Below are 12,135 nucleotides of genomic sequence, written 5' to 3'. Positions count from 1 at the left end.
AAACCGGAGGCAAGATGCTCGATCTTATTGTCCGTAACGCCAGCCTGCCGAGCGGTGAGGCCGGGCAGGATATCGCGGTGAAAGACGGCCTGATTGCCGAGGTTGCACCGAGTATCGAGGCCGAGGCGACAGAGGTCATCGATGCCGCCGGGCATCTCGTCACGCCGCCCTTCGTCGACAGCCACTTCCACATGGATGCCACCCTCAGCCTCGGCCTGCCGCGGCTGAACGAGAGCGGCACCCTGCTGGAAGGCATTGCGCTGTGGGGCGAACTGAAACCGGACCTGACAGTCGAGGCCCTCAAAGAGCGCGCCCTGGCGCTCTGCCGCTGGTCCATCGCCAAGGGCACCCTTGCCATCCGCAGCCATGTCGACATCTGCGATGACCGGCTGCTGGCGGTAGAGGCCTTGCTGGAAGTGCGCGAAACCGTCAAAGACTATATCGACCTGCAGCTCGTCGCCTTTCCGCAGGACGGCTACCTGCGCTCACCCACGGCCCGGGAAAACCTGAAGCGCGCGCTCGGCAAGGGCGTGGATATCGTCGGCGGCATCCCGCACTTCGAACGCACGATGAGTGACGGAGCGGAGTCCGTGCGCCTGCTCTGCGAGATCGCGGCAGAGCGCGGCCTGATGGTCGACATGCACTGCGACGAGACCGACGACCCGCTGTCACGCCACATCGAGAGCCTGTCACACGAGACCCAGCGCCTCGGTTTGCAGGGCCGGGTCACCGGCTCCCACCTCACGTCCATGCACTCCATGGACAACTACTACGTCTCCAAGCTTTTGCCGCTGATGGCCGAGGCCGGCGTGCACGCCGTCGCCAACCCGCTGATCAACATCACCATCCAGGGCCGCCACGATAGCTACCCCAAGCGCCGCGGCATGACCCGGGTGAAAGAGTTGTTAGCACAGGACATCAACGTTTCCTTCGGCCACGACTGCGTCATGGACCCTTGGTATCCGCTGGGCAGCCACGACATGATCGAAGTGGCCCATATGGGCCTCCACGTCGCCCAGATGACCGGGGTCGAGGAACAGAATGCCTGCTTCGCCGCCGTCACCGCCAACGGCGCCAAGACCCTGGGGTTGGAGGGTTACGGTCTGACGCCGGGCTGCAAGGCCGACCTGGTGATCCTCCAGGCCGGCGACGTGCTGGAGGCTCTCCGCCTGCGCCCCGTCCGCCTCACCGTCATCCGCCGCGGCCAGGTGATCGCCGAAACCCCGCCGGTACAATCGCAGTTGAAGGTGCTGGGCAATGAGGCTATCGATTTTCTGAAATAAGAACTTTGCCCCGAGGAATTCACTTTGCCCCAACTCGATCTCGCCTTCGCCCGCGCCCAATTTCCCGCTTTCTCCGAGCCTTCCCTGAAGGACTGGGCGTTCTTTGAGAATGCCGGCGGGTCCTATGCCTGCGGGCCGGTCATCGACCGCCTCACGCGCTTTTACCGGGAGACCAAGGTGCAGCCTTACGGCCCCTTCCCGGCTTCGGAGCGTGGCGGGCAGGAAATGGACGAAGCGCGCCGCCGCCTCGCCGGCTATCTGAACGTCGCGGAGGACGAGGTGCACTTCGGGCCCTCGACGACGCAGAACACCTACGTTCTGGCCCAGGCCTTTCGCGGGATGATGCAGGACGGCGACGAGATCGTCGTCACCAATCAGGATCACGAGGCCAACTCCGGCGCCTGGCGCCGTCTGGCCGAGCGCGGCATTGTGGTGCGCGAATGGCAGGTCGATCCGGAAAGCGGCCAGCTCGACCCCGGCGACCTCGACAGCCTGCTGAACGACAAGACCCGCGTGGTCGCCTTCCCGCATTGCTCCAACATCGTCGGCCATGTGAATCCGGTGGCGGAGATTGCCGCCAAGGCCCAGGCCACCGGTGCCGTGGTGGTGGTGGACGGTGTCTCCTACGCGCCCCACGGCTTTCCGGATATCCAGGCCCTGGGTGCGGACATCTATCTCTTCTCGCTCTACAAGACCTTCGGGCCGCATCAGGGCCTGATGACGGTGAAGCGCGCACTGGCCGAGCGCCTGCCCAACCAGAGCCACTACTTCAATGCCGATCAGATCACAAAGAAACTGACGCCCGCGGGGCCGGACCATGCCCAGATCGCCGCCTCCGCCGGTATCGCCGATTACTTCGATGCGCTCCACGCCCATCACTTCACGGACAGTCCTGTCGCCGATCCGGCAGAATGCGGCCGCCAGGTTCATGCACTGCTGGAGGCACAGGAAAAAACCCTTCTCGCGCCCCTGCTGGACTACCTGAGGCAGCGCAACGACATCCGTATCCTGGGGCCGAGCAATCCCGCCGTCCGTGCGCCTACGGTGGCGATCCACGCGAAGAACAAGCCGGCACCAGAAGTGGTCGAAAACCTGCGTCAGCACAACATTGCCGCCTGCGTCAGCAACTTCTACGCGGTGCGTCTGGTCGAGGCCATGGGCGTCGCCGCGGAACCCGGCGTGCTGCGCCTCTCCTTCGTACACTACACCAGCCCCGAAGAAATCGAGAAGCTGATCAAGGCGTTGGATCAGAGCCTTTGAGCGAGGTTAAGCGCCTTGAATCTCTAAGGTATAGAATAAAGTCGCGCGGCATTGTCACCTGAGGATTTGGATGAAATATGCAGGTTTCTGGGCGAGGGTTCTTGCGGGGCTGATCGATGTGGTGGCGCTGATCGTCCCCAGCATTACCATTGTCTTGTTGTCAGAACCTGAACTCATCTCAGATCCGTCGAATCATCAAGAAAAGCCGCTTACCTACTTTCTTCTTGTTGGCTTGTGGGCAGTCTATCAAGGCGGCATGGAGAGCTCGCGACTGCAAGCCACATTGGGTAAGCTCGCGATTAAGGTCTATGTCACCGACCTGCGGGGCAGAAGGCTTTCCTTCCCCACAGCCGCAGTCAGATGTTGGCCTATGTATCTGGGAAATTTAGCGCTCGGGCTGAATGCCATGGTACAGACCGACATAGGCGACACCTTCGTTATGGCCGCCCTTGGGATGTCGTTCTGGGCCTGTCTTTACATCGTCATATCGCCTCAAAACCAGGGACTGCACGATTGGATATCCGGAACGTTCGTGCTTGCGAAGCAGGGTCCGGTCGCCGCTGAATAGAGCGGTTCTGATCGACCGCCGAGCGACTTCTCGCAGCGGCTGACTCCGTAAAAGTGAACCTCAGAACAGCTGCGCCCGACCAATCGTCGGCGCCCACTATCTTCAGGCGCCTCAACTTGAGGAGCATCCTGACAATGAATCTACGAAATTTATTCGCCACAGCCATGGTTTGTGCGCTGTTGGCCCTCTCACACAGCGTTCGGGCGGAAGCGCCCGATACGAACACCATTATGCGATCGCAGGAAGCGGCAGTTGCTGCGCCTGTTCAGGTGCAAGAACCTGCTGCGATCACCGTTGCCCAGGTTCAGCAGCTTAAGAAAAGAGTTCTGCAGGACCCGCCGCGCCCCGAGGGGCCGCAATCCTTCCAGGCAACGCCCAGCGGCCCGCCGGCGTTTGAGGCCTGTTGCGATTCCTGTCCTGCGGGCGGCTGTACCGGCTGCAATTCCTATCCTGGCGTCCCACACCTCAACTGCGGCAGCGGTCTCATCAAGGCCAACTGTCAGGTCGTCGACGACACGGTCACCTGCGTCAAAGACGACGGCTAAGGGCCTCCGGCTACCACCGATAAGGATAGTTCAATGATCTTTCGAATCTGTTTTTGTGTCTTTGCTCTCGGCATGGTGCTGATGACGGCTGATATCACCCAGGCTCAACAACGCAGTACCGACTTGAAAGCCACCCCGCCACCGGGGGAAGTGGAGTTTCCGGCTTGCTGTGACTCCTGCGATCAGAACGGCTGCACCGGCTGCAACTCCGGACCGGAAGGGCTTACCTGCGGGTCGGGTCTGATCAAGGCTGAGTGCTCAATATCCAACAACAAGGTATCTTGCGAGGAAGATACGGCGTCGACGCCTCTGCAGTCGACACCGAACAAATTTCAGACTCGTCAGTGAATAAAAAAGGGGGAGCGCCAATGCGCTCCCCCTCCACCCCCCGGAGTGAAGATCTTACATCCCCGAAGCTTTCTCCCAGACCGCGTGGGTCCAAGCTCCCTCCGGCTTTTTGGTGATGACCGGGGTTGAGGCGTTGGCCAGCAATGTATCGACCGTACGATCATAGTCGCCCGGCTCAAGATATCCCAGCCCTTTGGTTCCGCCTTCCAACAGCTTGGCAATCTCGCTCATCATGCGCCGCTGATGCTTTTCCGTCTGCGCGCCGGTTTCATCGTTTTCCAGAACGATATCAGCCGCTTCGTTGACGTTGTTCTTGGCGTAGTCCCAGCCCTTCAGGGAAGCCGCCACGAAGCGCGACATCTTTTCGACGAAGGCCGGATCATCAAGGTTTTCTTCCATGACGTAGAGGCCGTCTTCCAGGGTGGCCACACCCTGGTCCTCGTACTTGTAGACGATCAGGTCGTCGGCGGTGAGGCCGGCGTCAATGATCTGCCAGTACTCGTTGTAGGTCATGGTGGAAACGCAATCGGCCTGCTTCTGCAGGATCGGATCGACGTTGAAACCCTGCTTCAGAACCGTGACGCCGCCATCGCTGCCGTCGGTCGGCAGGCCCAGCTTGGCCATCCAGGACAGGAACGGGTATTCGTTGCCGAAGAACCAGACGCCCAGGGTGCGGCCCTTGAAGTCAGCCGGCGAGGTGATGCCGCTGTCCTTGCGGCAGGTCAGCATCATGCCGGACTTCTTGAAGACCTGGGCGATGTTCACCAGGGGCACGCCCTTTTCCCGCGACGCCAGGGCAGAGGGCATCCAGTCGATCACCACATCGGCGCCGCCACCGGCGATGACCTGCGGCGGAGCGACGTCCGGGCCGCCCGGCTTGATGGTCACATCGAGACCGGCATCTTTGTAGAAGCCTTTGTCCTGGGCCACGAAGTAGCCGGCGAACTGGGCCTGGGTCACCCACTTCAACTGCAGCGTCACCTTGTCGGCGGCACTTGCCGTGCCCGCCGTCAGCAGCAGCCCCGCCCCTGCCGCCAGTGAAATCAGTTTTCTCATCTTGCCTCTCCTCTTCATTGAGATTTGTCGATTATTTCTTAAGGTTTCCTCGCCGAACCGCCGTCCATGGCGTTGTTATACTTCATTTATCGATAAGACGGGTGCCAGAAAGTCGTCGCCCGCTCCGCCACCGCCAGCAGACCGTAAAACAGGGAGCCGGCGACCGCCGCCACGGCGATGGTCGCCCAGACCATCTCCACATTCATGCGGCCGATCTCGGTCGAGATCCGAAAACCCATGCCGACAATCGGGGTGCCGAAGAATTCGGCCACGATTGCCCCGATCAGCGCAAGGGTGGAGTTGATCTTCAAGGCATTGAAAATGAACGGCAGCGCATTGGGCAGCCTGACGCGGACCAGGGTCTGCAGATAGCTGGCGCCATAGGAGCGCATCAGATCGCGCTCCATCGCCTGGGTCGCGTGCAGGCCAGCGATGGTGTTCACCAGCATGGGAAAGAAGGTCATTATGACCACGACCGCGGCCTTGGACTGCCAGTCAAAGCCGAACCACATCACCATGATCGGCGCCACGCCGACGATGGGCAGCGCGGAGACGAAGTTGCCGAGGGGCAGCAGGCCGCGCTGCAGGAAGGGCACCCGGTCCACCAGAACCGCAACCAGGAAACCGCTGCCGCAGCCCATGACGAAGCCCGAGAGCACCGACTTGAGAAAGGTCTGGTAGAAGTCCGCCTGCAGGGTATCGGTCGAGGCCATGAAGACATCGGCGATGCGCCCCGGCGACGGCAGCAGCACCGAGGGCACGTCGAAGCCGGTCACCCCGACCTGCCAGAGATAGATCAGCCAGGCACCGAAGAGCCCGGGCACCAGCAGGCCGAGAATCCGAGGCGCGCCTCGTTCGGAAGACGCCTCGGAGAGAAGGTTGAGCGACTGCCAAACCAGGAAGCAGAGACCGAAGACAAAGAGCCAGATCCCTAAAGCCCCGGCGCCGATCGTCCATTCTGCGGCCTGCAACTTCTCAATGGCCGTCAAGGGTGCCCAGGCGCCAACCGTTGCGGCGGCTGCCAGCATAAGGCCGGACAAGAATCCGCGGCGCCCGATGAACCTCTGAACGATGAGTGCAGTCACCGGCACTAACACGCCAACCACGAGTTCCGGCCACTCGAACCAGCCGATACTGCGCCCGTCGGGGGAATGCCCCAGCGGCAGCAACAATGCTGCGAGCAGTATGGACATTGACGCCAGGACAGCGCTCTCTTGCCGCAAGGTCTTCATGGCCGTGCCCCCGAACGGCGCAGCACCAGCCGCTCGATGCCGCCCATGGCGGCGACCAGCATCCCCGCCATGGCGGCGGCGGTCAGCAGCGCCGCCCAGATCTGCACCGTCTGGCCGTAGTAGCTACCGACCAGCAGGCGCGCGCCGATGCCGGCCTGGGCACCGGTCGGCAGTTCGCCGACGATGGCGCCGACCAGCGAGATGGCGATGGCCACCTTCAGGCTGGCGAAGAGGAAAGGCACCGACGACGGCCAGCGCAGCTGCCAGAAGACCTGCACCTTGCTGGCGCTGTAGGTGCGCATCAGGTCCATCTGCAGCGGATCGGGCGAGCGCAGGCCCTTCACCATGCCGATGGTCACCGGGAAGAAACAGAGATACATGGAAATCAAGGCCTTGGGCACCAGCCCCGTAAAGCCGATGTTGCCTAGCACCACGATGACCATGGGGGCAATCGCCAGGATCGGAATGGTCTGGGAAGCGATCACCCAGGGCAGCAGTGAGCGGTCGAGCGTGTTCACATGGACAATGCCGACAGCGAGTACGATCCCCAGCAGCGTACCCATGGCAAAGCCCAGCAAGGTCGAGGAAAGCGTCACCCAAGCGTGGTAGATCAGGCTGCGCTTGGAGGTGACGCTGCGCTGCAGGATCGACTTGTTCAGTTCCTCAACCACCTGGTGGGGCGCCGGCAGGATTGGCCGCTCCATCGCCATGGCGTCCCCGGCCAGACCGGTGATCGACCAGTCCTGTCCCTCCCGCTCATAGCGGTCGATCAGGAGAGGCGCGTTCAGCCAGACCGTTCCAAGATACCAGAGCACGAAGATCGCCAGGCAGACCACCGCAAGCGGGCCGCTACGGCCGGCGAAAGCCCGGGACAGCAGCCCGGGAGTGGATTTGGAAGGCCCGGCGATGGCCTCAGTCGTCATAGCTGTGTCCGGCCCGCAGGCCTTCGCGGACCCGATGGGCGATCTCCGCGAACTCGTTGCTCTCGCGGCTGTCCAGCGTGCGGTCCGCCGGCAGGTTGCAGTCGATGACGTCGATGATACGGCCGGGGCGCGGTGACATGACGACGATCTTAGAAGACAGGAACACCGCCTCCGGAATCGAATGGGTCACGAAAACCACGGTCTTGCCGGTACGCTCCCACAAGCGCAGAAGCTGTTCGTTCAGATGATCGCGGGTGATCTCGTCCAAGGCGCCGAAGGGCTCGTCCATCAACAGCAGATCGGGCTCGAAGGAGAGCGCGCGGGCGATGGAGACGCGCTGCTGCATACCGCCGGAAAGCTGCCAGGGAAACTTCTTCTCGAAACCCCCAAGATTTACGAGATCCAGGTAGCGCGCCGCCCGCGCCTGCCGTTCGGCACTGGTCATCCCCATGATTTCCAGCGGCAGCATGACGTTGCGCTCCACCGTACGCCAGGGATAGAGCGCCGGGGCCTGGAAGACGTAGCCGTAGGCCCGCGCCCGGCGCGCCTCTTCCGGCGAGACGCCGTTCACGCTGATCGTGCCGCCGGTCTGATGCTCAAGATCGGCGATGACCCGCAAAAGGGTGGTCTTGCCGCAACCCGAGGGCCCGATAAAGGAAACGAAGTCACCGGCATTGACGGTGAGATTCACTTCGGAGAGGGCGTAGACCGGCGCATCGGCGGTCTCGAAGGTGAGCGAAAGATTCTCGACCTCGATGACCGGCCTGGCCGCACTGCCTGCCGTTTCCGCTTCCCCCTGCTGCATAACCGCCTCTAACGCCATCCCCGTCACGCCCCCCTTGTTAGGGAGTTGGCGTCATTCCTGCCTGTTCGGCCGGAAAGGTCAAGCACTAGCCCGCTCCAGCATGGCGTGCAGCAGCACGTTGCAGCCGGCAGCCAGGTCCTGGGGCGTGGCGCTCTCGGCCTCGTTGTGGCTGACGCCGTCCTCGCAAGGGACAAAGATCATGGCGGTCGGCGCCACCCGGCTGATGTAGCAGGCATCGTGGCCGGCGCCGGAAATGATATCCATGTTGCCGTAGCCGGCGGTCCCTGCCGCATTCTTCACGGCCGAGACACAATCCGGATCAAAGCTGATCGGCGGCGAGTACCAGATGTTCTCCAGTTCCGCCGCAATCCCCACCGGATCGCAGATCCCGGCGCAGGCGCTGCGCAGTTCCTCTTCCATCCGGCTTAGTGTGGCATCGTCGGGGTGCCGCAGGTCGATGGTCATGAAAACCGAGCCGGGAATCGTGTTCCGCGAATTCGGACTGACCTGCATCATGCCGACGGTGGTGACCGCATGGGGGGCATTGGCCAGCGCGATCTCGTTGATGGCGGTCACCAGTTTCGAAGCCGCCACCAGGGCATCCTTGCGCCGGTTCATCGGCGTCGTCCCGGCGTGGGACTCCGAACCGGTCAGCGTCGCCTCGAACCAGCGCTGTCCCTGGGCGCCGGTCACCACACCAATGGTCTTTTCCTCGGCTTCCAGGATCGGGCCCTGTTCGATGTGGGCTTCGAAAAAGGCGCGGATCGGGTGTTCGCCCGGCGTCTCGTCGCCCTTGTAACCGATGCGCTCCAGTTCATCGCCGATGGTCTTGCCGTCGATATCGGCGCGGGAGTGCCCGTAGTCCAGGTCGAAAACCCCGGCGAAAACGCCGGAGGCGACCATGGCCGGAGCAAAGCGCGAACCCTCTTCATTGGTCCAGACCGACACCTCGACCGGCGCCGTCGTCTCGACGCCGTGATCGTTCAGGGTCCGGATGACCTCCAGCCCCGCCAGCACCCCGAAAACGCCGTCGAACTTGCCGCCGGTCGGCTGGGTATCCAGGTGGCTGCCGGTGGTCACCGGGGCCATCGAGGGATCGGTGCCCGGCCGCCGCGCGAAGATGTTGCCCATCTTGTCCACGGTGATCGAACAGCCTGCTTCCTGGCACCAGCGAACGAAGAGGTCCCTGCCCTCGCGGTCAAAATCGCTGAGCGCCAGGCGGCAGTTACCGCCGGCGATGCCCGGGCCGATCTTGGCCATTTCCATCAAGGAGTCCCAAAGCCGGTCCTGGTTGACCGTCAGGTTTTTCAACGTCATCGATTGCCAATCCCCTGTTCAAACGCGCGCCGCTTACTCCGCTGCCTTCTGGTTCATCGGATTGCGCGGGTCCTGCGTCCAGTTCATGTAGTCCTTGCCGTTGTCGACCTCGACCATGGTGATGCAGTCCTCCACCGGGCAGACATGCATGCAGAGGTTACAGCCGACGCACTCGGCATCGATCACCTCGTAGCGCCTGGCCCCGCCGTTCTTCTCCGCGGCGATGGCCTGGTGCGAGGTATCTTCGCAGGCAATGTGGCAGAGCCCGCATTTGATGCAAAGGTCCTGGTCGATCTTGGCGACGGTTTCATAATTGAGGTCGAGGTACTTCCAGTCGGTCACGTTGGGCACCGCGGCGCCGCGGAAGTCGTCCAGGGTTCCATAACCCTTTTCGTCCATCCAATAACCCAGGCCGTCGATCATATCCTCGACGATCTTGAAGCCCTTGTGCATGGCGGCGGTGCAGACCTGGACCGAACCGGCGCCCAGGGTCATGAATTCCGCCGCGTCGCGCCAGTTGCTGATGCCGCCGATGCCGGAAATCGGTATGCCGGCGCATTCCTGGTCGCGGGCGATCTCCGCTACCATATGCATGGCGATGGGTTTCACCGCGGGGCCGCAGTAACCGCCGTGGGTGCCCTTGCCGTCCACCGTGGGGGTCGGCGCCATGACGTCCAGATCGACCGAGACAATGGAGTTGATGGTGTTGATCAGGGAAACTGCGTCGGCGCCCCCCGCCTTGGCGGCGCGCGCCGGGCCCAGCACGTTGGTCACGTTGGGCGTCAGCTTGACCAGGACCGGCATGCGGGTGTGCTTCTTGCACCAACGGGTCACCATCTCGATGTATTCCGGCACCTGGCCGACGGCCGAGCCCATGCCGCGCTCCGACATGCCGTGCGGGCAGCCGAAGTTCAGTTCGACGCCGTCGGCACCGGTCTCCTCGACCTTCGCCAGAATGGCGCGCCAGTTCTCTTCCTCGCAGGGCACCATCAGCGAGACCACCATGGCGCGGTCCGGCCAGTCCTTCTTTACCTGCTTGATCTCGCGCAGGTTCACATCCAGGGGGCGGTCAGTGATCAGCTCGATATTGTTGAAGCCGGCCATGCGGGTGCCGTTGTAGCTCATGGCCCCATAGCGCGAGGAGACATTCACCACCGGCGGGTCTTCGCCCAGGGTCTTCCAGACGACGCCGCCCCAGCCCGCCTTGAAGGCGCGGACCACGTTATACTCTTTATCCGTCGGCGGCGCCGAGGCCAGCCAGAAGGGATTGGGCGACTTCACGCCGCCGATTTCGCAACGAAGGTCAGCCATATCTCGTCTCCCTTGGTTCGGTTTCCCGCGGCCCGCCTCAGCGGCGCAGGAAGGAATCGATGGCCTGGGCGGCCAGTTTGCCGTCCTGTACGGCAGCCACCGTCAGGTCTTCGCTGATTGAAACGCAGTCGCCGCCGGCCCAGACATCCGGCAGGGAACTTTGACGATCCTCGTTCACCGCGATGCAGGCGCCGTCCATCTCCAGCAACTCGGAACCGCCGTTCGCCTGGGGCAATGGCAGCATCTGCTGGCCGATCGCCTTGAAGACCATGTCGGCCGGCAGGCTGAAAGCATCGCCGGTCCCGGCGAGACGCCCGCTGTCGTCGAGCTGCGTGTACTCAAAGACGACATCGGTGATGCGCCCATGCGCGCCGCGCAGCTCACGCGGCTGGGCCCAGTGCTTGATCTTCACGCCGTTGACCTGGGCGAATTCCTGCTCATGCCCGGTGGCCGACATGGCATCGGCGCCCCGGCGATAGACCAGGGTGACGTCCTCCGCGCCCAGGCGCTTGACCTGCACGGCGATGTCGATGGCGGTGTTGCCGCCACCGATCACTACCACCTTGCGGCCGACCGGCAGGGACTTCAGATCGTCGCTCTGGCGCAGCTCGGCGATGTAGTCGACGGCGTTATAGACGCCTTCCAGGTCTTCGCCCTCCAAGCCGAGGGCGCGCACGCCGCCGAGGCCCATGCCCAGAAACACAGCATCATAGTCGCGCCGCAGGTCGGCCAGGGAGAAGTCCCGGCCCAGGGCCTGATCGTTACGGATCTCAATGCCGCCGATGTCGAGAATGAAGTCGACTTCACGCCTGGCGAATTCGTCGGGCAGTTTGTAGGCCGCAATGCCGTACTCGTTCAGCCCGCCGGCTTTGGGTTTGGCCTCGAAGACCACCACGTCATGGCCCAGCATGGCCGCGCGATGCGCGCAGGACAGCCCGGCCGGACCGGCACCCACAACGGCGATGCGCTTGCCGCTGGACGCCGCGCGGGTGAAGGGGTGCGTCCCCTCGTCCATCAACGCGTCGGTGGCATAGCGCTGCAGCAGGCCGATCTGCACCGGCTTGTGCTCCTGTGTGTTGCGCACACAGGCTTCCTCACACAGAACCTCGGTCGGGCAGACCCTGGCACAGGCGCCGCCCATGATGTTCTCGTCCAGGATATCCTGCGCCGCCCCACGGACATTGTCGGTGGAGATTTTACGAATGAAGCTGGGAATATCGATGCCGGTCGGACAGGCCTCGATACAGGGCGCGTCGTAGCAGAAGTAGCAACGGCTGGATTCGATCAATGCCGCCTTGCGGTCGAGCGGCGGATGCACATCGCTGAAGTTTTCCGCGTAGGCGGAATCAGGCAAACGCCCGGCCACGATGTCCGGTTGGGTACCCATCCTGATCTCCCCGATCATTTGACTGCTTACGCTCTTACGGCGCCTTGCGTCGTTGTTGTATAAGACTGTAGCCTTACCTTGACCAAGCGGTCAATTAATT

General features: G+C 62.8%; 12 protein-coding genes. 5 read left to right on the top strand and 7 right to left on the bottom strand.

Features of this window, described 5'->3' with window-relative positions; genetic code table 11:
• Window positions 1–14: 14 nt before the first annotated feature.
• The 5 genes from HBA54_RS03755 to HBA54_RS03735 all read left to right on the top strand — a co-directional run bounded on the left by HBA54_RS03755 (window position 15) and on the right by HBA54_RS03735 (window position 4,004).
• Window positions 15–1,283, top strand: coding sequence for an amidohydrolase family protein (locus HBA54_RS03755; protein WP_167221492.1), 1,269 nt, complete (start codon window positions 15–17; stop codon window positions 1,281–1,283).
• Between the two features lie 24 nt (window positions 1,284–1,307).
• The gene (locus HBA54_RS03750; RefSeq protein ID WP_167221490.1) at window positions 1,308–2,543 is read left to right on the top strand and encodes an aminotransferase class V-fold PLP-dependent enzyme; all 1,236 of its coding nucleotides are present in this window, start codon (window positions 1,308–1,310) and stop codon (window positions 2,541–2,543) included.
• 70 nt (window positions 2,544–2,613) lie between these two features.
• Complete coding sequence (locus tag HBA54_RS03745) at window positions 2,614–3,111, top strand: RDD family protein (protein ID WP_167221488.1); 498 nt, start codon at window positions 2,614–2,616, stop codon at window positions 3,109–3,111.
• Between the two features lie 230 nt (window positions 3,112–3,341).
• Window positions 3,342–3,656: a hypothetical protein gene (locus HBA54_RS03740; protein ID WP_205944390.1), complete on the top strand. Its 315-nt coding sequence runs from the start codon at window positions 3,342–3,344 to the stop codon at window positions 3,654–3,656.
• A 33-nt stretch (window positions 3,657–3,689) separates the two neighbouring features.
• On the top strand, window positions 3,690–4,004 hold the full coding sequence (locus tag HBA54_RS03735; RefSeq protein ID WP_167221485.1) for a hypothetical protein: 315 nt from the start codon (window positions 3,690–3,692) through the stop codon (window positions 4,002–4,004).
• 54 nt (window positions 4,005–4,058) lie between these two features.
• Here the strand turns inward: HBA54_RS03735 and HBA54_RS03730 are convergent, their stop codons facing one another.
• The 7 genes from HBA54_RS03730 to HBA54_RS03700 form a co-directional block, all read right to left on the bottom strand.
• Window positions 4,059–5,060 (bottom strand): ABC transporter substrate-binding protein, encoded by a 1,002-nt coding sequence (locus HBA54_RS03730; RefSeq protein WP_167221483.1) that lies wholly within the window; start codon window positions 5,058–5,060, stop codon window positions 4,059–4,061.
• A gap of 86 nt (window positions 5,061–5,146) precedes the next feature.
• Window positions 5,147–6,292: an ABC transporter permease gene (locus tag HBA54_RS03725; protein WP_167221481.1), complete on the bottom strand. Its 1,146-nt coding sequence runs from the start codon at window positions 6,290–6,292 to the stop codon at window positions 5,147–5,149.
• On the bottom strand, window positions 6,289–7,215 hold the full coding sequence (locus HBA54_RS03720) for an ABC transporter permease (RefSeq protein ID WP_167221479.1): 927 nt from the start codon (window positions 7,213–7,215) through the stop codon (window positions 6,289–6,291). Before HBA54_RS03720 ends, HBA54_RS03725 begins: the two co-directional genes overlap by 4 nt.
• On the bottom strand, window positions 7,205–8,020 hold the full coding sequence (locus HBA54_RS03715; RefSeq protein ID WP_205944389.1) for an ABC transporter ATP-binding protein: 816 nt from the start codon (window positions 8,018–8,020) through the stop codon (window positions 7,205–7,207). The genes HBA54_RS03720 and HBA54_RS03715 overlap by 11 nt, the downstream gene beginning before the upstream one ends.
• Window positions 8,021–8,098: 78 nt before the next feature.
• Window positions 8,099–9,337: a Zn-dependent hydrolase gene (locus HBA54_RS03710; RefSeq protein WP_205944388.1), complete on the bottom strand. Its 1,239-nt coding sequence runs from the start codon at window positions 9,335–9,337 to the stop codon at window positions 8,099–8,101.
• A 33-nt stretch (window positions 9,338–9,370) separates the two neighbouring features.
• Window positions 9,371–10,648 carry an NAD-dependent dihydropyrimidine dehydrogenase subunit PreA gene (gene preA, locus HBA54_RS03705; RefSeq protein ID WP_167221475.1) on the bottom strand — a complete coding sequence of 426 codons (1,278 nt, stop codon included), beginning with the start codon at window positions 10,646–10,648 and terminating at the stop codon, window positions 9,371–9,373.
• A 37-nt stretch (window positions 10,649–10,685) separates the two neighbouring features.
• Entirely contained in the window at window positions 10,686–12,035 is a 1,350-nt protein-coding gene (locus HBA54_RS03700; RefSeq protein ID WP_167221473.1) for an NAD(P)-dependent oxidoreductase, read from the bottom strand.
• Between the last annotated feature and the right edge of the window lie 100 nt (window positions 12,036–12,135).

It is taken from the genome of Pelagibius litoralis (assembly GCF_011683915.1).
GTDB lineage: Bacteria > Pseudomonadota > Alphaproteobacteria > Kiloniellales > Kiloniellaceae > Pelagibius > Pelagibius litoralis.
The sequence above is the reverse complement of the archived record's forward strand: the minus strand, read 5'-3'. Positions and strand labels throughout refer to the sequence as shown.